Raw genomic sequence first — 23,375 nt, forward strand, 5'->3', positions numbered from 1 at the left:
ATATCAACGTGGCAAACTGCCGCCTGCAGCCGTCAATCGCATGGCCTTGGTTTGGGAAAATATCCCGGCATATATATATGGTTTGGTTTTTTTTTTATAATTTTGCAGCCAAATGACGGAAAGGAGGCCCGGATGGAATCCCATGCCGACACCCCGTCAGCAATGAATACAATCACGTCAACAAAACAACAATTACGATAATGGCAAAAGAATTAAAACAACTTACGAAAAGATCAGAGAACTACAGCCAGTGGTACAACGACCTGGTAACAAAGGCCGACTTGGCAGAGCAGTCGCCCGTGAGAGGCTGCATGATAATAAAGCCCTACGGCTATGCCATCTGGGAGAAGATGCAGCACCAGCTCGACGCCATGTTCAAGGAGACAGGCGCCCAGAACGCATACTTCCCCCTGCTCATCCCCAAGTCGTTCCTCTCGCGTGAGGCAGAACACGTGGAGGGATTCGCCAAGGAGTGTGCCGTCGTGACCCACTACAGGCTGAAGGCCAAGGAAGACAAGAGCGGCGTTGAGGTAGACCCTGCCGCCAAGCTCGACGAGGAGCTCATCATCCGCCCCACTTCAGAGACCATCATCTGGAACACATACAAGAACTGGATACACTCATGGCGCGACCTGCCGCTCATGTGCAATCAGTGGTGCAACGTGATGCGCTGGGAAATGCGCACCCGTCCGTTCCTTCGTACCTCAGAGTTCCTCTGGCAGGAGGGCCACACAGCCCACGCCACGAAGGAGGAGGCCGAGGCCGAGGCACAGAAGATGCTCCACGTCTATGCCGACTTTGCCGAGCAGTATATGGCCGTGCCCGTGGTGAGAGGCGTGAAGAGCGAGACAGAGCGCTTTGCCGGCGCCCTCGACACCTACACCATCGAGGCCATGATGCAGGACGGAAAGGCGCTGCAGAGCGGCACGAGCCACTTCCTCGGACAGAACTTCGCCAAGGCCTTCGACGTGACCTATCTCAACAAGGACAACAAGCCTGAATACGTGTGGGCCACATCATGGGGCGTGTCCACCCGCCTCATCGGAGCGCTCATCATGACCCATTCCGACGACAACGGCCTGGTGCTCCCACCGAAGCTCGCGCCGATACAGGTGGTGATCGTGCCCATCACCAAGGGCCGCGAACAGCTCGACGCCATCAGCGAAAAGCTCCAGCCCGTGATCAGCGCCCTCAGAAAGGCCGGCATCAGCGTGAAATACGACGACGCCGAGAACAAGCGCCCAGGATTCAAATTCGCCGACTATGAGCTCAAGGGAGTGCCAGTGCGCCTCGTGATGGGCGGACGCGACCTCGAGAACAACACCGTGGAAATCATGCGCCGCGACACCCTGGAGAAGGAGACACGCCCGCTCGAAGGCATCGTGGAACACGTGGAGCAGCTGCTCGACGACATCCAGGCAAACATCTTCGCCAAGGCGAAGGCATACCGCGACGAGCGCATCTACGAATGCGACAACTACGAGGAATTCAAGGAAAAGGTGAAAGACGGAGGCTTCTTCATCTGCCCGTGGGACGGCACCGCCGAGACCGAGGCAAAGATAAAGGAGGAGACACAGGCCACCATCCGCTGCATCCCGTTCGGAGTGGAGCAGACACCGGGCACCGACATGGTGTCGGGCAAGCCATCCACAAAACGCGTGATAATCGCCAGAAGCTATTAATCAAACAAGCATACCGATGCCAGACAACAACAGTATATTAGAGAAGCTCAACGGACTGGTGAGCCGTTACGAAGAGGTTTCCACCCTCATCACCGACCCCGGGGTGATAGCCGACCAGCAGCGCTACGTCAAGCTCACAAAGGAATACAAAGACCTCGGCGACATTATGGACGCCCGGAAGCGATACATCAGCTGCCTCTCCTCTATCAGGGAGGCCAAGGACATCCTGGCCAACGAGAGCGACCCCGACCTCAAGGAGATGGCGCGAGAGGAACTGCAGACAAACGAGGCCCTGCAGCCCCGCATCGAAGAGGAGATAAAGATGGCACTCGTGCCCAAAGACCCCGAAGACGACAAGAACGTGCAGATGGAAATCAGAGCCGGAGCCGGAGGCGACGAGGCAGCCCTCTTTGCCGGCGACCTCTTCGGCATGTACAAGCGATTCTGCGACTCCAAGGGGTGGACACTCTCAGTGACCAGCGTGAGCGAGGGAGCAGCCGGAGGATACAAGGAAATCGACTTCGCCGTGAGCGGCGACGGAGTGTACGGAGTGCTGAAATACGAGTCTGGCGTACACCGTGTGCAGCGCGTGCCCGCAACCGAGACACAGGGCAGGATGCACACCTCGGCGGCTACCGTGGCAGTGCTGCCCGAGGCAGACAAGTTTGAAGTGAACATCAACGAGGGCGACATCAAATGGGACACCTTCAGAAGCAGCGGAGCCGGCGGACAGAACGTGAACAAGGTGGAGTCGGGCGTGAGGCTGCGCTATCCCTGGAAAAACCCCAACACGGGCGAAGTGGAGGAAATTCTCATCGAATGTACGGAGACCCGCGACCAGCCCAAGAACAAGGAGCGCGCCCTCTCGCGCCTGCGTACCTTCATATACGACCGCGAACACCAGAAATACATCGACGACATCGCCTCGCGCCGCAAGACACTGGTCTCAACCGGCGACCGCTCGGCAAAGATACGCACATACAACTTTCCCCAGGGCCGCGTGACCGACCACCGCATCGGCTTCACCACTCACGACCTGCAGGGATTCCTCGGCGGCGACATTCAGGAGATGATTGACGCGCTCACAGTGGAGGAAAACGCCGAGAGGATGAAAGAGAACGAGCTGTAGAAAAGACAAACAAAAAAAACATTTCATAACGCTATGACCAGAGAAGAACTCATAAAACAGATTTTCACGAAGAAAACCTTCCTTTGCGTCGGACTCGACACCGACATCAAGAAAATCCCGCAATACCTGCTCTCCGCCGAAGACCCCATCTTCGCCTTCAACAAGCAGATAATCGACGCCACCGCAAAATACTGCGTGGCTTACAAGCCCAACCTCGCCTTCTACGAGAGCATGGGAGTGAAGGGACTCGTCTCCTTCGAGAAGACAATCAACTATCTCAAGGGGGCCTACCCCGACCACTTCATCATCGCCGACGCCAAACGCGGAGACATCGGAAACACATCGACCATGTATGCCCGCACATTCTTCGAGGAATACAACATCGACTCGCTCACCGTGGCACCGTATATGGGAGAAGACAGCGTGGTGCCGTTCCTGCAATACGAGGGCAAATGGGTGATACTGCTCGCCCTGACCAGCAACAAGGGGTCTCACGACTTCCAGCTCACCGCCGACCAGAGCGGCGAGCGTCTCTTCGAGAAAGTGCTCCGCACATCGCAGAAGTGGGGCGACAAAAACAACATGATGTATGTGGTGGGCGCCACACAGGGCAAGATGTTTGAAGACATCCGCAGGATAGCCCCCGACCACTTCCTGCTCGTGCCGGGAGTGGGCGCACAGGGCGGAAGCCTCGAGGAGGTGTGCAAATACGGCATGAACAAAGACTGCGGACTGCTCGTGAACAGCAGCCGTGGCATCATCTACGCCAGCTCCGGCACTGACTTTGCACAGGTGGCGGCCGCCAAGGCTGCCGAGCTGCAGCAGCAGATGCAGGAGGAACTGGAGAAAATCAGATAAACGGGAGACTGGAGAAAGTAACCTTGCTTCACCACTCCAGCCCCCACCTGGCCTCCCCCAAAGGGGAGGGACAGATAGTATTGAGCGCTGACAATCAATCAGACAACGGGAAACCGTCTGCCCCCGGCAAGACGAAACGAACAAAGCCGGCTCCGGAAGTCGTCATACGACAGACTCCGAAGCCGGCTTGGCTTTTCTCTGTTCAGCCCCAATCGGGCAGAGGGTTTCGTCTGCTGTTGTTGTTCATATATAGGTGTTTTGTGGTTAGCCAATCAGTTGCTTGCATTCTCTGTTCCGCCGCTTTGCACTTCTGTTTCGCCGCTTTGCGATTCCGTTCCGCCGTGTTGTGCATGATTTTCTTGAGTGTGGGAGGTAGGTCTGCCGTATCCAACTTGTCGGAGAATGTATAGCCGTTGGAAAAGTTTTTACAAGAAAGTCCCAAAAGTCCCAAAGTACCAAAGTTCCAATGGAGTATGGTACTTTTGTCTAAGTTGTTATATATCAATATATTATCTTTTTTATTACATTTTATATTGTTCTTATGGTACTTTGGTACTTTGGTACTTTTGGTACTTTTGGTACTTTCTTCCTCTCTTTTCCCTCTTTCCCTTGCCATCTCCTTGAGGTCAACATTTGCCAGATCTCTTGCCATCTGGAAGAAGGTGGCGATAGTGATTCCTCCCTTGTTTCCTTTCATGCAGTTGTCGTAGAGTCGGTTGCATTCCCGAGTGTCGTAGTCGGCGTTCATTTGCGAGAGGCGGTCGAAAATCTGTCTGCCAGCCTCTCCGAGTCCGTCTGAAAGTGCGAAGGCGAGTCTCAGCCAGTTGTCGTAGCCCTGACACGCCTCATGCAGCTGCTCGACAGCCGCAAGCCCGGAGAGCCCACATGGATAGAAATAAAGTGAGAAAGCCGCCGACATACTGATTTTTTGCCGTGCAAAATGGCAGCATTCAAAAAATGTTGCTATATTTGCACGGCAAAAGAAATCTAATACACAGATTCGTTAAATCAAAACCACTAACGAGCATGAACAAGATAATACAGAAACAACAATTTTCAGAAAAAGTATTCAAATTCGAAATCGAAGCGCCCCTCATAGCAAAAAGCCGCAAGGCAGGCAACTTCGTGATAATCAGAGTGGACAAAAACAGTGAGAGAATGCCGCTCACCATAGCCGACGCCGACACCCACAGGGGCACCATAACGCTCGTGGTGCAGGAAGTGGGACTCTCGTCCAGGAAACTCTGCAGGCTCAGCGAGGGCGACTACGTGGAAGACGTGGTGGGACCGCTCGGAAGCCCCACACACATACAGAACTTCGGCACCGTGGTGTGCGCCGGAGGAGGAGTGGGCACAGCACCCCTGCTGCCCATCATCAAGGCGCTCAAGAAGGCGGGAAACAGAATTCTCTCCGTGATAGCCGGAAGAAACAAAGACCTCATCATACTCGAAGACGAGGTGAGGGAATACAGCGACGAAGTGATCATAATGACCGACGACGGATCATACGGCGAGAAGGGAGTGGTGACCATAGGAATAGAGAAATTCATCAACCAGGAACACATTGACAAGGTGGTGGCCATCGGCCCCCCGATAATGATGAAATTCTGCTGCCTGCTCACCGGAAAATATAATATCCCCACCGACGTGTCGCTCAACACAATCATGGTGGACGGCACGGGAATGTGCGGCGCATGCCGACTGACAATCGGAGGAAAGACAAAGTTCGTATGCATCGACGGACCGGAATTCGACGGAGCACTCGTTGACTGGGACGAGATGTTCAAGAGAATGGGCACATTCAAGGCGGTTGAGAGAGAAGAGATGGAACATTTCGAAGAGCATCTGTGCAGGCCAGAGACCGCTGAATGCAACTGCGGAGCCAAGGCGCAGACCAACGGCGATGGCGCCCCGGCAGCCTTCACCACAGAGACACTGGAGCAGCTCAAGGACAGAGAGGCGGAATGGCGCAAAGAGCTGCGCAAGAGCATGAAGCCGAAGGAGCGCATGGCGATAGAACGCGTGGAGATGCCGGAGCTGAGCCCCGAATACAGAATCGCACACCGCAAGGAAGAGGTGAACCAGGGGATAACGCTCGAAATGGCTCAGCGCGAAGCCCACAGATGCCTGGACTGCGCAAAGCCGTCGTGCACGGAAGGATGCCCCGTGAGCATCGACATACCTTCGTTTATAAAGAACATAGAGCGCGGAAACATACAGGGAGCCGCACGGGTGCTCAAGAACACATCATCGCTGCCTGCCGTATGCGGACGAGTATGCCCGCAGGAGAAGCAATGCGAAAGCAGATGCATACACCTGAAGATGAACGAGCCGGCGGTGGCGATAGGATATCTGGAGAGATTCGCAGCCGACTACGCACAGAGATGCGGCGAACAGAACGACGGAAGGCCGGAGAGCAACGGAGTGAAAGTGGCAGTGGTGGGCTCAGGACCATCGGGACTAAGCTTCGCAGGCGACATGGCAAAGAGGGGCTACGAGGTGCACGTGTTTGAAGCGCTGCACGAAATCGGTGGAGTGCTGAAATACGGAATTCCGGAGTTCAGACTGCCCAACCACATTGTGGACGTGGAGATAGAAAATCTCAGGAAGCTCGGAGTGGAGTTCACCACAGACTGTATCATCGGAAAGACCATCACCATAGAGCAGCTCAAGGAAGAGGGATTCAAGGGATTCTTCGTGGGAAGCGGAGCAGGACTGCCTAACTTCATGAACATACCGGGAGAGAACGCCATCAACATAATGTCATCTAACGAATATCTCACACGAGTGAACCTCATGGACGCTGCCGACCCGAAGACGGACACACCGATGAACTTCGGCAAGAAGGTGCTCGTGATTGGCGGAGGAAACACGGCAATGGACTCTTGCAGAACAGCAAAGAGACTGGGAGCCGACGTGACAATAGTATACAGACGCTCTGAGGCTGAAATGCCGGCAAGACTGGAAGAGGTGAGACACGCCAAGGAGGAGGGGATAAATTTCCTCAACCTGCACAATCCTATTGAATACATCGCCGACAAAAACGGTGCCGTATGCAAGGCGGTGCTACAGGTGATGGAACTGGGAGAGCCCGACGCCAGCGGAAGAAGAAGTCCGAAACCGATAGAAGGCAAGACCCTGACCGTGGAGACCGACCAGGTGATAGTAGCGGTGGGCGTGTCGCCGAACCCCCTCGTGCCGAAATCCATCGAGGGACTGGAACTGGGCAGGAAAGACACCATCGCCGTGGACGACTGCATGCAGAGCTCGAGGAAGGAAATCTTCGCCGGAGGCGACATCGTGCGCGGCGGAGCCACGGTGATCCTGGCTATGGGCGACGGCAGACGTGCCGCCGAAAACATGGACAAGGCGCTCAAGGGCAGCAAATAATGCCCAGCCTGGATATAGCTGATAGGACTAATAAGACTGATAGGACTTATAGGAGATATAGGTTTTATCAGTCCTATTAGTCTTATCAGTCCTATAAGTCCTATCAGTCTTATAGGACTTATAGGAGATATAGCCCCCTATCCGCGCTCCTTTATCCATCCATACCTGTAGGCATAGAGGAGCTTCTTGAGATATTCGATCTGGCCGCGCAGGTCATCGCCGATGTCGGTGTCGGCAACGAGCATCCTGTGAGAAGACATCTCCACGATCTTGGTGAAACTCTTGATGTCGGTGCCGCGCTTGATGGCATCCTCCTCGCTCGTGAACGGCTCGTGCTGCACAAGGAAGAAGCCGCGGCTGTGATAGATGAGCGTGTAGCCGGCAATGCCCGTCTCCTTGTGGTAGGCCTTGGAGAAACCGCCGTCGATGACCATCAGCTTGCCGTTGGCCTTTATCGGGTTCTCGCCGCTTCCGGCATGCACGGGCACGTGGCCGTTGATGATGTGGCGGTTGGGATGGCGCACCTCGAAGGCGTCGAGAATCCTGTCCACCACTTCTTCGTTGTCTCTCATCTTGAAATAGTTGCCCTTATACTCCTTGTGGGTCTCGGCGTCTTCAAGGAAATAACGCTCGAAGGTGGCCATCTTGGACTTGTCGAAGAGTGTGGAGTCGGGACCGCACCACAGATACATGAAATAGTCGCGCGCGAAATCACGCATTGCCTCGGAACTGTCGTTCTGGAACGCCGCACGCACGAGGAGACCCGTATGGTGCATCAGCTCCCTGCCGCTATATTTCTTGCCGCCGAACAGCTCCACTTCCTTCAGGGAGCCGTCGTCGTTGAGAGGCACCGAAGCATGGAAGAGCAGGTTGTTGTTGGTGATGTTGTACATACAGCCGTGGCTGAGCAGCAGCTCTATGTGGTTGCGCAGCTTCTCGCTCACGGTGAACGAATGGTGGAGCTTCTTCATGAGTTCCTCCTCTTCCTTCGTCAGCACGTTGGGATGCTTGGGGTCTACCGTGGGGAAAAGGCAGCTCTTCATGGCATATTCCTTGCCGTCGATGACGCACACGCCCTTGTCGTAGTCAACATTGTTGAAGAGCATGCGGTCTTTCATCTTCCATTCGGGGTGCTTCTTTATCAAGGCGGCTTCCACCTTGAACTGGATTACGGAGATGGCTTTGTGCATCATGGCGATGAGGCGAACGGTCTTCTCATCGAGAACGCCTGTGCCGCCTGAGGTCTTCGGGATGAATTCCAGGCATGGGTCGTCCTTGTAGGTCTCCATGGCGAAAGTGGCAAGGGGCAGCAGGTTTATTCCGTAGCCCTCCTCCAGGGTGGTGAGGTTGGCATAGCGCAGCGAGATTCTCACCACGTTGGTGATGCAGGCGTCGTTGCCGGCACAGGCTCCCATCCACAGCATGTCGTGATTGCCCCACTGGATGTCCCAGTTGTGGTAATGGGTGAGAAGGTTCAAGATCTTGTGGGCGGCAGGACCGCGGTCGTAGATGTCGCCCAGAATATGGAGCCGGTCGATGGCAAGGCGCTGGATAACGTGGGCGATGGCGATGATGAAGTCGTCGGCGCTGTCGGTCTCTATCATGCTGTCGATGACGGCAGTCACGTAGCCAGCCTTGTCGATGTCGTCGGAATGCTCATGCAGAAGCTCCTGGATGATGTAGGAGAACTCCTTGGGCAGGGATTTCCTGACTTTCGAACGGGTGTATTTGCTCGACACATCGCGGCAGATGGTGACAAGCTGGTGGATGGTGATGTGGTACCAGTCGTTGATGTCTTCCTCTACGAGCTTCACCATCTCGAGCTTCTGCTCGGGATAATAGATGAGAGTGCAGAGGTCGCGGAGCTCCGTATCGCGGATCTGGTTGCCGAAAAGCTCGTTCACTTTTCTCTTGATGTTGCCCGAAGCATTCTTCAGCACATGCTGGAATGACTCGTAGGCGCCGTGGATGTCGGCAAGGAAATGCTCTGTTCCCTTAGGCAGATTGAGGATGGCCTGGAGGTTTATTATCTCCGTGCTCGCATCCGCAATGGTAGGGAAGGTCTTTGACAACAACTGCAGATACTGCAGTTCGTTCTCTTGCGGTTGGTTTAAGTTTTTCTTCATATTATATTAGATTTGAAAAGTTGTTTCTTCATATTATATTGGAGTTGAAAAGCTGCTGCTCCATATCATATGGATTTGAAAAGTTACTTCTTCACATTATATTGGATTTGAAAAGTTGCTTCTGCATTTTGCATAAATCCTTTTCACGTGAGAGTTTTACGGGTACATGCCCTTTTTCAAGGAACATGCTGTGGACGAGGAGTGTGAGGATGCGGGAACTGAACTCCAGTATGCCCAGATCTGAAAGCATCTCTTCGAGCACATATTCGTTGTAGTCTTCAAACCTTGCATAGAGATACAGGTCGGAAAGGTTTCTGCGCGTCACTCTTCGGGTGTCTGTCAGGTGCTTCATGTTGAGAAGCATGACGCAGAGGAGAAGTTCGCTCTTGTATTCTGAATAGTCCTCGGAAACCTGATGCATTCTGGATGTCTTTATCGAAGGCTTGTCCCTTTTCAGTTCGCTCCTGAAGGCAACCACAGAATGGCGGTCCACAGTCTGGGGGTCGAACTCGCCGGGTGTGCCCATCAGCGACTCGTAGGCCATGCGCACCTCGGGGAGAATGTCCTGGTCTGAGGAATGAAGCTGGATGCGTCGCCAATGCTCGGCGGAAAGGGTGGAGAGTTCTGTTTTTATCTTCTGCAGGGGCAGGAATACGGTGTCGGCATCCTTGCCGGAAGACAGTATGGCTCCCAATGCCGCCAGACCGTTTTCTATATATACGTCTTTTTCGCTCATCAGCCAGAAGGGATTGCTGTCGATGATCTTCCGGTATACGGAGAACATGGTGGATGCGAGGCGCAGGGTGTCTGCTTCACCGTTGATGCTCTTGATGCGGGTGGCCACGGAAAGGCGGCCCGAACTGCCCAACGCATGACGGAACATCTGCTTCATACGCTCCGTTTCCTGGTTGGAGCTTGTGAGGACAGTGGCTCCGGTGTGCTTGAGAAGCATCCGGGAAACTATCGTCCTCTTCAGCCTCAGGGGCAGAGGGATGTCGCTCAAATGCCAGGGCATCATCGAGTTGTATGGGGAGAAGACCACGGGAATCCTCATGGCAAAGGCCCATCTCATGATCTGAAGAGAATACAGGTCTGCAAATGAATGTATGTGGATTATCTCTGCCGAGGTAGCGGCAACGACATGCCTGAACTGTTTCTTGCCTCCCTTGATCCATGGACGGGAGGAGGAGAAACAATATACCTTGTCTGTCCCTACGCATGCTGCAAATTCAGATTGCTGTGACTTGTCTGTCAACACATAATTAGAGAGGTCATGTGTGTTGAACGAAAACAAGTCGTCAAGCAGGGTCTGCCGTATTGAACCTGAATCTGAACGTGGAATGCAATGGAGTATATTCATGGCACATGCTTTTAAAAATCAATTCAGTATTTTGGTCAACTCTCATTATCGTATATTGTTGGGGTCAACCTCATCATCGTCTATTGTTGTGGGCAACTCTCATTATTGCCTATAGTTTGGGGCAACTCCAATTATCGTCTATTGTTATAACGTTGTGGAACGGGATATATTGCATCGCACTGGCTTTTTAACGCCCAAACGCTCATCATTGATGTTACATTTTATGACTGCTTGCAGCCTTTGCTTTTTTACAAGCTGATTGATGGCCGTTTGGGCGAGGGGCTTAAAGCTTGTGGCTTATGAAGTCATATTTGTCGGCGAAACGATATTTCAGCAGTCTCATGCAGTTTCTGAAAGGTAGCGTCTGTTCCAGCCACCATAATTTGACGAACGACATTCCGTGAAGATACGGGCGCAGGCGGACGGACAGAATCACCGTGCGCAGAACGAATGACAGGAGCAACGCAAAGACCGCACAGCCGCAGAGTATCCACATCCGGGCGATGGCTGAACAGGCTATCAGGGCGGTAAGCAGGATGTTGGCCGACAGCATGGAAACTATGCCAAGATTGAATGTGAACCTCGGGAGTCTGGAGTTGCGAAGCGTCTTGCGTATTGCAAGATAATTGAGACACTTGTTTGTCCAACCCTTGTGAGACGGGGTGTCTTCTATCACCATAGCGTCGGGGGATGCAAAGACCAGCGTGTTGGATTCCGTGGAGAATTTGTTTGCCAGGAATTCAAACTCGCCTCTCGTGTATTTCAGATTCCCGTCATAGCCCTTGCCCTCGATGAACATGGATTTTCTGAACAGTACTACTTTACCGGAATAGCCTGCTGTCCTGCCTCTTTGCGACAGGGCCAACTGGCGATAGAGACTGTAGGTGTTGTCGAAGAGACGGGCTGACGGGGCGTCGGAGCTGAAATTGCTGTAGCCCAACACCATCTGGCAATCGCCGGATATGGACCTGCGGGATATGGAGTCAAGGAATGTGGCTTTCTCCGGATAGCAATCCACATCCGTCAAGAGCACCCAGTCGTATCTGGCTGCCTTCACGCCAATGGTCACGGCAAGCTTTTTCCTGCTCATATAGCGGGACGAAGACGGGATGAAAGTGGTGTATAGCGACGGGGAACCCGAATATCGCTTGAGGATTGACTCAACCTGAGGGTCGTTGCCCGAAACGACTACAATGACCTGATATCTGCCGCCATACGACTGGTCAAGCCATTGTGGCAGATTCTTCTTGAGGTCTTCACCCTCGTCATCAACAGTCATGACTACTGAAATGCCGGGCAATGAAACATCGTTGACAGGCAATGAGGAGCCGTCAATGTCTGACTTCCCTACCTTCAATTTCAGAATCAACGCGTTTACGATTGGAGACAAAAGCGCAAGCAATATTGCAACGCCTCCTAACACCATTGTCTTATCATCAACTACTAACATTTTATACTGCCTTCCTTATAACCAAGTTTTAAGTTAATAATCTATATTCAGCTCCTCAGACACGAAACCGTCAGGCAACTTCCTGCAGTTGTACTGTGAAGCCATAATCTCTCCATAGGCACCTGCCGACCGGATGGCTATAAAATCCCCTCTCCTACTACAATTCAAGTCTGCCGCCTTTGCAAACACGTCGCTCGACTCGCAGATCGGTCCGACCACATCGTAGGTCTCCATAGGCCCGTCGCTTGAAATGTTCTCTATCTTATGATAGGCCTGATACAAAGCCGGTCTTATCAGATCTGTCATTCCGGCATCAAGGATAAGGAACTTCTTGGAAACTCCATCCTTGACATACAACACTCTGGTAATCAACGACCCACATTGACCTACTACAGCACGCCCAAGCTCGAAATGCAAAGTCTGATGAGGACGAAGCTTCAGGAATCTGGCATACGTGTTGAAATACCCCTTGAAGTCAGGAACAGAGGCTCTGTCAGGCTCATGATAGTCAATTCCGAGACCTCCGCCTACATTCAATGACTCAACTATAATATGATGGCGCTCAAGCTGTTGCTGGAGGTCGTTGATGCGATTGCACAACGCCTCAAAGTCGCCCATGTCGAGAATCTGTGAACCTATATGGAAATGCAATCCTCTGAACTTCACGTTCTTCATGTTGACTGCAAGACGGATTACCGGTTCCATCTCCTCCATAGGTATTCCGAACTTGTTCTCTGCCAGACCTGTGGTTATGTTAGCATGGGTATGGGCACCTACATCAGGGTTTATCCTGAATGCCACATTCGCGATTTTGCCCTTCGCCCTGGCGATTTCATCAATCACCTCAAGCTCAGGGATGCTTTCGACATTGAAACATTGTATGTCGTTGTCTATGCCAAGCGCTATTTCCCAATCGCTTTTGCCTACACCGGCAAAGACTATCCTGTCATGCGGAAAACCACTACGCAGGGCCGCCTTTATCTCACCTCCACTCACGCAGTCGGCGCCAAGTCCGTAATGGCGGATTACATTCAGTATCTTGGGGTTGGCATTTGCCTTGACTGCATAATGGACACGGAAATTATCGTGTCTGCCTGCCTCTCTGTTTATCTCCTCTAAAGTCTTGCTCAAGAGGGACGTGTCATAGAAATAAAACGGAGTTTCGATTTCCATGAACTTGTCAACGGGGAATATTCCTTTCATTCTTCGTGTTGTGTGTCGTTGTTGTGTGTCGTTTATTGCTTTTCTTTATTTGAAGAGAGTGTCGCTCAAGCTCTGGAGCGCAGCCTTCTTGTCGCTTTCCCGGATGAGAAATGAAATGTTGTAATTGCTGCCGCCATATGAAATCATTCTCACGGGGATGTTCTTCAATGCATCCGTGGCGAGCGTCTCAAAGCCTACATTGCTCCAGTCAAGATCTCCGACAACGCAGACAATGCACATGTCGGTGTCTACGGTCACAGTGCCATACTTCTTCAATTCATCCACTATTTCAGCCAGATGGGTGTCGTTGTCTATACTCATCGAAACGCCGACCTCGCTGGTTGCCACCATGTCGATTGCCGTCTGGTAGCTCTCGAAAATCTCAAAGACTTTTCTCAAGAAGCCAGTAGCCAGAAGCATGCGGCTGCTCTTTATCTTGATAGCCGTGATATTGTCTTTTGCAGCTACTGCCTTGATTTTCCCCCTCAAAGTTACATTATCTATGATAGTGCCTTGAGCTTCCGGTTCCATCGTGTTCAGAAGGCGTACGGGGATGCCGGCATATTTTGCAGGCTGGATGCAAGTAGGATGCAGGATCTTGGCACCGAAATAGGCAAGCTCTGCTGCCTCCTCAAAGTGAAGCTGCCTTACAGCTTCTGTACCGTCAACGATGCGTGGGTCGTTGTTGTGCATTCCGTCAATGTCTGTCCATATCTGTATCTCTTCGGCGTTTATCGCAGCTCCGATAAGCGAAGCGGTGTAGTCGCTGCCGCCTCTCTGCAAGTTGTCTATCTCGCCATAGGCATTACGGCATATGAAACCTTGTGTTATATAGATTTGCTTTCCTTTGACTTCCTCAAGCAAAGCGGTCAATTTCTCCTTGATATACGATGTGTCAGGTTCGCCGTTCTTGTCTGTGCGCATGAAATCAAGTGCCGACAACAACTCTGCATCGACTCCGCATTCTTTCAGGTAGTTCACGACCATGTTCGTACTCATGATCTCACCCTGTGCCACTATGCTCTTCTCCTCAAAACTAGTGAAGAGGTCTTTTGTGAACGAACGTAGATAATTGAATTCCTCACGGAGAAAACTACGCGTTTCCTTTTTCCATTTTTCTGTAGAATACAAATCTTCTACGTGTGACATGTATTTCTGTTCAAGGCGGTTTATCACTTCGTTGGCGCCTTCCGGATTCTTCCTGTACAGATAATTGGATATCTCGACCAATGAGTTTGTGGTTCCCGACATCGCTGACAACACGATGACAACAGGTTCACCACTGCTAGTTATCAATTTTGAGACACTTTTCATCCTCTCTGGAGAACCAACAGATGTGCCTCCGAATTTCATTACTTTCATAATTATATCTTTTAGTGTTCGCGTGTATTTCCTACATCGACATCTTGTCAATGTCTTGTTCCTCTAATGTGCCGTTCTGGCAACTGTATACGATTCCGGGATATTTGTCAATCATCGGGATGTTGTGGGTTGACATAATGACTGCTGTGCCTTTCTGGCTTATGGATTTCAACAGGGACACGATATTAGAGGCCGTCTCCACATCAAGATTTCCTGTAGGCTCATCAGCTATGATTATCTTTGGAGTATTGAGCAAAGCCCGTGATATAGCTATTCGCTGCTGCTCACCGCCAGACAGTTGGTGAGGCATCTTGTTTATAGCGTCACTCATCCCCACTGCATCAAGCACTTCGTTTATCCGGTCATCTACAGAAGCCTTGTCACGCCAACCTGTGGCGCGCAAAACGAATCTGAGATTATCATAAACGGTCCTGTCGTGAAGAAGCTGGAAATCCTGGAAAATGATTCCTATCCCTTTCCTCAGCTGTGGTATCTGCCTGCGCTTTATTGTCAAAAGATTGTGGTCAAGAACATTGGCACAATCTGCGCTTTCAATGTCAAGTTCACAATACATAGTCTTGAGCAGACTGCTCTTTCCTGCTCCGACCTTACCTATTATATATATGAATTCACCTTCGTCAACATGGAAGTTGACATTCTCCAAAACGCATTTGGATTCTTGGCAAATATTCACATTCTTGAAATCAACTAACATTATATATTGTTCTAATTATTTTTTTAACTTCAATTTCCCTGTTTATCTTGAATGATCAACATATCAAACAACACATACATTAAAGATGTCAAATATACAAAGGACTTTCAGGAAACTATATGGAATACATATTCTCAAAGGTCTCTATTGACAATAATTAATTATGTTTTTAGCGTCTCGATGTATAAATATCAGCGGAAAACGCCTTGTTGACATGAAAATTAATGCAAATATACTATTTTTTAATGACACTAAATTAAACGATATGATAAAAATAGATTTTTATCGTGTTTACTATATATTTATTTCTCCCCGACAACATAATCAGCTCTTGTCGACACCAGATTATTGTCTGTTCCTCGCTAAGGTCGGAATATGCCCTGACATCAATCCATCTTCGATTTGGAATAAACAGCCGGCATGGGCATAAAACACTACACGTTAAATCTCGATCATGATTTTAACGATAATTATTGGGGATAATTGCCAATATAATTTCCAGATAAATGTTTTTTTTATAATTTTGTATTCAAACAAATAAACATAATTAAATTCTAGCAGATGAACATTCTAAAGATTATAGCAACATCATTAATAATACTCTCAGGACAAGGGATTTATGCACAGAAAACGATGAAGGACGTTTGGAAAGAAATGCCGGATTCTATTTTGCCAATAATGAACAGCAGTATCCGAAGCGACATTGTTGACAATGACAATGTTGATGAAAATAAAGAAGGAATCAAGAACCTTTTAGGGGGCGAACTTAAATTGGTATCTCTTAATGACAAATTCATTTATGTCAGACTATCAGAGAAATCAGGTGTACAGTTACTGCTTCTGAAAAAAGACACCGGCACAGATCTGATATGCATGAACAGGTATTACGGCAATCCCGCAGCTGAAAGCGATGTGGACTTTTACACCATTGACTGGACCCCAGTTGATACAGAGAAAAACGTAGTAATATCTGCAAGAGATGATTTTTACAGTCAAGTAATTGATTCCCTGAAAAAAGAAACCGGGGAGAAAGAACCTGCAGTATTAGACCCGATAATGATTGTCGTTTCTCTTTCGGATAAAGAAAATGGCGAATTGACATTTAACACATACGTTCCACTTAAAATTTCCACAGATGTGGATTTACCAGACTTTAAAATGCAAAGATGTCTTAAATGGGATGGACGTTGTTTTAAATAATGTTTATTCAGACAATCTTTTTATTGAAACTGTTGCATTTCACTATATAATCAACTATATTTGCAACGTGTTTTTCATGGTATTAGATTATTAAGGTTAATAAAAGATTGGTTGTCGTGAGACAATCAATTTTTTTGTTTTATTGTAAGCTGCTGCTCCCATGGCTCTTGACCAATAAGCACATGCTCATCCGTTCCTTGATGGACGGCTCTTACCGTCCGAACCAAGTCAAAATGTTTTTTTGAGCAACGAAGTCTGGAAAAAACTCGCCAATGAACCCAGCAGTATATCTATGGTCTTTTTCTGTTAACGACGAGACGCCAAAGATAATGCCATATTTTGAAAGGCACTTCCCAAAATACTTCATCTGGCGACAATCGTCGAATTTGAACATTTCGACTATGTTTTCGCTTCAGGTTGGCAATACTGCCAACTTCACAATCTCGTGACATACGGACATCAAAATGTCCGAAATTACCCGCTTGCATAATCTCGTTCAAAAGTAGTTCACCATATTCAGCATTTGGGTTGACCAAAAACTTTTCCTCAGGCAATCCGAACACGACATGAAGGACAAACATCAACGCTGAAGCAAAACGCAAAAGCCCAAACCGCTTCAGAAGATTGACAACATATCGATTGTCACCATCTCTTATAATACAGTAATAATAATCCATCAACTGCCGAAGACCTATCCCCTCGTCAAAGAAATGTCTGTAAATATGTATTAGAAGAAAGACGGCATTGAAATCTCTCGTCGGGCAAGCAATCCTCTCCCCTCCTTCTGAAATCATCACACTATTTGCCATCTGATATGGTGCAACCTTATCAAACCAATTCTGCAATCGGATGTTATGAATCGGATTCCAGAGCCATGTAGGACGAAAGTGAACCTCTACGTCTGTATCAGTAAAAAAAAATGCATCCACGTGGTGATACACTATTTCACCAATATCCACATCCAATTTCTTCAAAAGGGATACAATACGCTTTCTTCCCCCAGTCAGCCATATATCAATATCTCCAGGATTGCGCAACATTGGATCTGGATAATACAATGCCACACCCTGTCCTTTTAGCACAGAACTTTTCACGCCCTTCAAAGAAAGCCCCCTATAGAGAGAAACTACCTGTGTGTTGAGCTGCTTGTTCATTTCACGAATTTTACAGGATGATGCATACCATGAAAACAAGATATCACGTGGAGGACGTTGCTCTTGAGGTAATCTCTCAATGACAGGAAACAAAACTCCTAACAAAGTCTGATTATTGGCAATATCGTAAACTTTCGCCCACTCATCCGCATTAGGTGTTCCTGATAAGACGAACCTATGAAAGAGCCCCATCTGTATCAACTCGAAGAAATATTTCTCTGAACTTTCCATTAATTAATTGAAGAAACAATTCATTTTGTCGTATAAAAATCCATGGTATTTACCCTCAAACGGTCATTAGGCCGTTTATTGAATTATTTAATGACTTCTTGCTGTCATTTGTTTTTATAAGATGCCTTTTGTCTGTTTTTAATTCGCAACAGCTCGTATTACTCATTAAAAGCCAAACAAAATCCACTCTTCTAAAAAATCAAAATCCAAGCAAGCACTAATGACCGATTTGGGTTAACAAACCCAACAATTAGATATACGCATTCAATTTCTACATTAAATGTATAATAACATTTTAGGGCAGTTTCGATAATAAAAAAATTTCAGAAACTGCCCTAAATAGTATATGACATTCATTCTATATTAACCAAAAGTACCTTAGAATAAATGTATAGTATTATTCCTCAGCCGGTTTCATGTTAGTATAAACGTTCTGAACGTCGTCATCATCCTCAAGGATATCAACCATTTTGTCGATTACCTCACGTTGTTCAGGAGTAACATCCTTTAGATCCGTTGGAATACGAGTGAACTCAGCACCAGTAATCTCGATACCATTGGCTTCAAGATGCTTCTGCAGATCGCTAAAGCTCTTAGGGTCACCATATATAGTAACCTCGTTGGTCTCTTCATCGAAATCATATTCCTCTTCAACACCATAGTCAATGAATTCAAGGATGAGTTCGTCCATATCAAGATCCGCCTGCTTCTTGAATGTAAACACGCACTTCTGATCAAAAAGGAAAGACAAGGAACCTTGTGTTCCCAAGTTGCCACCATACTTGTTGAATACGGCACGCACGTTGGCTACAGTACGGGTTGTGTTGTCTGTCGCGGCATCCACGAAGATAGCCACTCCATGAGGTCCGTATCCCTCGTAGGTTACTTCCTTGAAATCCTTCTGGTCTTTGCCCATTGCGTTTTTTATCGCACGCTCAACGTTAGCATTAGGCATGTTCTCACGCTTGGCAGTCTGAATGATAGCTCTCAGGTGAGGATTGTTTTCAGGATCAGGACCACCAGCCTTGACTGCAATGGCAATCTGTTTGCCAATCTTTGTAAACGTACGGGCCATATGTCCCCATCTCTTCATCTTAGTCGCTTTGCGATATTCAAATGCTCTTCCCATTGGAGTAATTGTTTTATAATGTTTTTAAATTGTTATCTTTTTGAAAAACCATCAGTGATTAAAAACCATCATCTCAGCTCAGCGTTCAATTGCTTTTTCAGATTAGCAATCAATTTGGTCATCACTGCCTCGATATGCTTCTCCGTAAGTGTCTTCTCCTCATCCTGAAGGATAAAGTTAACGGCGTAACTCTTCTTGCCAGCAGGAAGATTCTTTCCCTCATATACATCGAAGAGTTCTACTTTTTTAAGCAACTTCTTTTCAGACTGGTAGGCAATCTTTTCTATCTCAACGAATTCTACATTAGAGTCTACCAATAACGCCAAGTCACGGCTTACAGGTGGGAACTTGCTTATCTCATGGAAGTTTACAGTATTCTTGCGTACTGCCTTCATAAGGAGAGTCCAGTTAATCTCTGCATAATATACCGGCAACTCAATATCAAACTCTTTGAGGTGTTTCTTTGCTATAACACCCATTTCGGCAATGAGTTTTCCTCCTCTGTTCTCTATAGCGATTGCTGACGAGAAAATATCATTGTCGCTTTTCTTGAACACGACAGCAGCAAACGACAACCCTACTCTACGAAGGATATTCTCGACATATGCTTTCAGTTCATAGAACGATGTGTCTTCTTCGGGATGAGCCCAACTGCCACTCACCCTCTTACCGGTAAGCCAAAGGCCAAGATGATATTCCTCCTTGTAAGCAGCCTGTGGATTATCCACTGTATGCTTTTCTGCACTGTAATCATAGACATTGCCAAACTCGAAGAAACGAAGATTAGGATTCTTGCGTTTTATATTATATTCAAGACTCTCCAATCCGCCAAACAACAATGTCTCACGCATCACATTAAGATCGGAACTCAACGGATTCATAATGCGAACAAGATGATCTGCATGATAGTGGTTGAGAGCTTTGTAGTAGTCACCCTTTGTAAGAGAGTTGTTCAATATCTCATTGAATCCACATCCTACCAGCTGCTCTCCTATAAGATTTTCAGCTTTATGTTTCAAGTCTTCCTCACCTTTTATCACCAAGGAGCTTTTCAGCTGTGTTGGTATCTCTACGTTGTTATAGCCATAAATCCTCAAGATATCCTCAACCACGTCGCATGGACGCTGCACGTCAACACGATAAGCTGGTATCTGAAGTTTCAGACCTTCGGCATTCTCATCCAGCACCTTCATCTCAAGAGATTCGACAATGCTCTTTATCATGTCTTCCCCAATGACTTTACCAACAAGAGAATTAACGTATTCATACTTTAATTCAACCACAGGATCGGGTATCGGTTCAGGATATACATCCTTTATCTGCATAGACACCTTTGCACCAGCAAGTTCCTTACACAACAGAGCTGCCTGCTTCAGAGCATAAATCACTCCGTTTGGATCTATACCACGCTCAAAACGGAAAGATGCATCAGTACTCAATCCATGACGACGAGCACTTTTACGTATCCAGGTCGGATGGAAATATGCGCTCTCAAGCACTACATTCACCGTAGTATCGTAAGTGCCACTACCCTTGCCACCAAAAACGCCAGCTATACACATCGGTTCTTCAGCATTGCATATGGCAAGGTCGCGCTCACTGAGCTTATGTTCCACTCCATCAAGAGTAACGAAAGGCGTTCCCTCTGGCATAGTCTTAACTACTATCTTGTGATTCTTCACCATATCTGCATCAAAGCAATGCAGTGGCTGTCCATATGCCATCATCACATAGTTGGTAATGTCAACTATGTTGTTTATCGGACGAATGCCTATTACGTTGAGTTTTTTCTGAAGCCATTCCGGACTTTCGGTAACCTTACAGCCTGTCAGACTAACACAAGCATAACGTTTACAAGCCTCGGCACACTGAATTTCGACATCAATCGGAAGACATTCATTGTCAACTTCAAATGCATCGCAGCCCGGACGATGGAGACTTGTCTCATAGCCATTACGTTTCAACCACGCATAGAGATCACGTGCCACTCCCCAATGCGAAAGAGCATCCGCACGATTGGCCGTTATGTCGATTTCTATCAACCAGTCACTCTCCAGATTATAATATTCTGCAGCGGGTGTACCCTCTTTAGCAGTATCCGGCAAAACGATGATACCATCATGGCTTGTACCTACGCCTATTTCATCTTCGGCACATATCATACCATAGCTTTCCACTCCGCGTAGTTTAGACTTCTTGATAACGAATTCCTTATCGCCATCATAAAGCACACAACCCAAATCTGCCACAATAACCTTCTGACCAGAAGCAACATTAGGCGCTCCGCACACTATCTGAGAAGGGGTTTCATGTCCTAAGTCAACAGTTGTAACATGTAAATGATCCGAATTGGGATGGGCCTCACAAGTAAGGACCTTGCCTACAAACAGGCCTTTGAGACCACCTTGTATACTTTGCACTTCCTCAAGAGAATCTACTTCAAGACCTTCAGAAGTCAAAGCGTCGCATACTTCTTGTGGAGTAAGGTTGAAATCAACATACTCCTTCAACCATTTGTAAGATATATTCATTATGATGTATTTTTACAATTTCGTTTGAGTCGGGACAAAAGTACTAAAAAATAGGCTATTAAACAAACCTTTACCTAAAAAATGACAATATGTCCTGACGTAACCTTCTAAAACGCCTATTCTCTTTCTGAATGAAAGGCAGTTAAAGTCTGGCTACATATTCAGCTGCTGCATCGGCACATCGCTCTCCATCTACTCCTGCAGAGACTATTCCGCCTGCATAACCAGCACCCTCGCCACACGGGAAGAGCCCATGTAAAGTAACATGCTGGAGAGTCTCTTTGTCTCGCAATATCCGTACTGGTGAGGAAGTCCTTGTTTCTACCGCCATAAGCACAGCGTCGTTTGTCAAGAAACCGCGACTCATACCGCCAAATTTCACGAACCCCTGCTGCAATCTATGGCTTATCATTGGGGGCAACCAAAAATGCAACGGACTGGAAATCAATCCCGGAGCATAAGATGCCTTTGGCAAATCATAGCTAAGCTTCGACTTCACGAAATCTCCCATTCTTTGTGCAGGAGCAGTCTGCCGCATATTGCCGTTTATCCAGCAATCACGTTCCAATTTTTCCTGAAAAGCCATCATTTTCAAATCCCCTTCTCCGTCTATGTCCTCCGGCCTAACCTCTACGACCATACCACTGTTAGACCATTGTGTTCCTCTATTGCTGGGACTCATGCCGTTGACAACAATCTGCTCCTTGTCAGTAGCCGCAGGAATAACGAAGCCACCCGGACACATGCAGAAAGAATAAACGCCCCTACCCTCAACCTGAGTGACAAAACTATATTCTGCTGCAGGCAAATACTTGCCACGTCCTTTCTTGTTATGATACTGAATCTGGTCTATTAGCGCAGCAGGATGTTCAAGTCTAACTCCGACTGCAATGCCTTTTGCCTCTATCGCTACGCCAGCCGAGCCAAGATACCGATACACATCACGGGCAGAATGGCCAGTGGCAAGGATAACCGGTCCATGGAAAACCTTCTGGATGCCATTCTGGAGGTCTATGCATTCAACGCCTATTACCGCATCACCTTCAACTAACAATGAAGTCATCTTAGTTTGGAAATGAACTTCACCACCACATCTGATTATAGTATTGCGCATTGATTCTATGACCGACGGAAGCCTGTCGGTACCTATATGCGGATGAGCGTCTGAGAGAATTGATGTAGATGCACCGTGCTGGCAGAAGACATTGAGTATTTTTTCTATGTCGCCCCGTTTCTTACTTCGAGTATACAGTTTTCCATCAGAATATGCCCCTGCTCCACCCTCGCCAAAGCAATAATTGCTCTCTGGATCTACTTTCTGCATCTTGGTTATAAGCGACAGGTCTTTCTTTCTGTCCCGCACATTCTTGCCACGCTCTAAGACTATTGGTCTAAAGCCTTTCTCCACAAGCCTCAGGGCAGCAAAAAGACCTCCCGGACCGGCTCCTACCACAATGACGCAGTTGCCATCCGACACATCATTATATTCTGTATGCACGTACTCCTCGTCTGTCGGTTGTTCATTTATGTATGTCCTCACTTTAAGATTCACAAATATATTGCGTTGCCTAGCATCAATACTACGTCTGAGCACTCGCACTGACGTGATTGTCCGTGTATCAATTGCCAGTTCTTCAGCAAGATAATCCTTCAATAGACTTTCTGTAGCCGCAATCTGAGGAGCGACTCTAACATGTAACTCTTTTATCATATTATCATTTATATTGATATCAGCATCCTGAAAAGAAATCGCCATTCTCCATTAAGGCAAAAGACTGCTTTGACAATGCGGAAACAACGCCATGAAGACATGCGAACAAGTGTTTCTTATGCAAGACAAAGGTTACACAGAACA

At 48.0% G+C, this 23,375-nt stretch carries 16 protein-coding genes; 5 read left to right on the plus strand and 11 right to left on the minus strand.

Annotated elements, in window-relative coordinates:
• Positions 1-200 precede the first annotated feature (200 nt).
• From proS to pyrF, 3 genes are read left to right on the plus strand one after another with little or no spacing between them, the layout of a single operon-like run.
• Entirely contained in the window at positions 201-1,682 is a 1,482-nt protein-coding gene (gene proS / locus CCC32_RS07275) for a proline--tRNA ligase (protein WP_022317286.1), read from the plus strand.
• A 16-nt stretch (positions 1,683-1,698) separates the two neighbouring features.
• A complete protein-coding gene (prfA, locus tag CCC32_RS07280; protein WP_044064544.1) occupies positions 1,699-2,811 on the plus strand; it encodes a peptide chain release factor 1 in 1,113 nt (370 codons plus the stop codon).
• A gap of 33 nt (positions 2,812-2,844) precedes the next feature.
• Positions 2,845-3,669, plus strand: coding sequence for an orotidine-5'-phosphate decarboxylase (gene pyrF, locus CCC32_RS07285; RefSeq protein WP_287073354.1), 825 nt, complete (start codon positions 2,845-2,847; stop codon positions 3,667-3,669).
• Between the two features lie 202 nt (positions 3,670-3,871).
• Here the strand turns inward: pyrF and CCC32_RS07290 are convergent, their stop codons facing one another.
• Complete coding sequence (locus CCC32_RS07290; protein WP_287073356.1) at positions 3,872-4,588, minus strand: PriCT-2 domain-containing protein; 717 nt, start codon at positions 4,586-4,588, stop codon at positions 3,872-3,874.
• Between the two features lie 107 nt (positions 4,589-4,695).
• On the opposite strand from CCC32_RS07290, the gene CCC32_RS07295 reads away from it, so the two are divergent.
• The gene (locus CCC32_RS07295) at positions 4,696-7,059 is read left to right on the plus strand and encodes a bifunctional dihydroorotate dehydrogenase B NAD binding subunit/NADPH-dependent glutamate synthase (protein ID WP_287073358.1); all 2,364 of its coding nucleotides are present in this window, start codon (positions 4,696-4,698) and stop codon (positions 7,057-7,059) included.
• A gap of 137 nt (positions 7,060-7,196) precedes the next feature.
• Here CCC32_RS07295 and CCC32_RS07300 read toward each other — a convergent pair whose 3' ends face one another.
• The 6 genes from CCC32_RS07300 to CCC32_RS07325 form a co-directional block, all read right to left on the minus strand.
• Positions 7,197-9,185 (minus strand): fructose-bisphosphatase class III, encoded by a 1,989-nt coding sequence (locus CCC32_RS07300; protein ID WP_022317291.1) that lies wholly within the window; start codon positions 9,183-9,185, stop codon positions 7,197-7,199.
• 91 nt (positions 9,186-9,276) lie between these two features.
• Positions 9,277-10,545, minus strand: coding sequence for a glycosyltransferase (locus tag CCC32_RS07305; RefSeq protein ID WP_287073360.1), 1,269 nt, complete (start codon positions 10,543-10,545; stop codon positions 9,277-9,279).
• A 283-nt stretch (positions 10,546-10,828) separates the two neighbouring features.
• Entirely contained in the window at positions 10,829-11,995 is a 1,167-nt protein-coding gene (locus CCC32_RS07310) for a glycosyltransferase (protein WP_022317293.1), read from the minus strand.
• 33 nt (positions 11,996-12,028) lie between these two features.
• Entirely contained in the window at positions 12,029-13,198 is a 1,170-nt protein-coding gene (lysA, locus tag CCC32_RS07315) for a diaminopimelate decarboxylase (protein WP_287073362.1), read from the minus strand.
• Positions 13,199-13,243: 45 nt separating this feature from the next.
• Entirely contained in the window at positions 13,244-14,560 is a 1,317-nt protein-coding gene (locus CCC32_RS07320) for an aspartate kinase (RefSeq protein WP_022317295.1), read from the minus strand.
• Positions 14,561-14,591: 31 nt separating this feature from the next.
• Positions 14,592-15,275 (minus strand): cell division ATP-binding protein FtsE, encoded by a 684-nt coding sequence (locus CCC32_RS07325; RefSeq protein WP_022317296.1) that lies wholly within the window; start codon positions 15,273-15,275, stop codon positions 14,592-14,594.
• A 561-nt stretch (positions 15,276-15,836) separates the two neighbouring features.
• Between CCC32_RS07325 and CCC32_RS07330 the strand changes: the two genes are divergently transcribed.
• Entirely contained in the window at positions 15,837-16,475 is a 639-nt protein-coding gene (locus CCC32_RS07330) for a DUF3256 family protein (protein WP_287073364.1), read from the plus strand.
• Between the two features lie 290 nt (positions 16,476-16,765).
• Here CCC32_RS07330 and CCC32_RS07335 read toward each other — a convergent pair whose 3' ends face one another.
• From CCC32_RS07335 to CCC32_RS07350, 4 genes are all read right to left on the minus strand, one after another.
• The gene (locus CCC32_RS07335) at positions 16,766-17,860 is read right to left on the minus strand and encodes a nucleotidyltransferase domain-containing protein (RefSeq protein WP_052485505.1); all 1,095 of its coding nucleotides are present in this window, start codon (positions 17,858-17,860) and stop codon (positions 16,766-16,768) included.
• Between the two features lie 397 nt (positions 17,861-18,257).
• Positions 18,258-18,989 carry a YebC/PmpR family DNA-binding transcriptional regulator gene (locus CCC32_RS07340; protein WP_042519429.1) on the minus strand — a complete coding sequence of 244 codons (732 nt, stop codon included), beginning with the start codon at positions 18,987-18,989 and terminating at the stop codon, positions 18,258-18,260.
• A gap of 68 nt (positions 18,990-19,057) precedes the next feature.
• The gene (gene pheT / locus CCC32_RS07345; protein WP_287073368.1) at positions 19,058-21,520 is read right to left on the minus strand and encodes a phenylalanine--tRNA ligase subunit beta; all 2,463 of its coding nucleotides are present in this window, start codon (positions 21,518-21,520) and stop codon (positions 19,058-19,060) included.
• 142 nt (positions 21,521-21,662) lie between these two features.
• Positions 21,663-23,231: an NAD(P)/FAD-dependent oxidoreductase gene (locus CCC32_RS07350; RefSeq protein WP_042519510.1), complete on the minus strand. Its 1,569-nt coding sequence runs from the start codon at positions 23,229-23,231 to the stop codon at positions 21,663-21,665.
• Positions 23,232-23,375: the final 144 nt, after the last annotated feature.

It is taken from the genome of Prevotella sp. LMAG:51 (assembly GCF_008680225.1).
Lineage (GTDB): Bacteria > Bacteroidota > Bacteroidia > Bacteroidales > Bacteroidaceae > Prevotella > Prevotella pectinovora.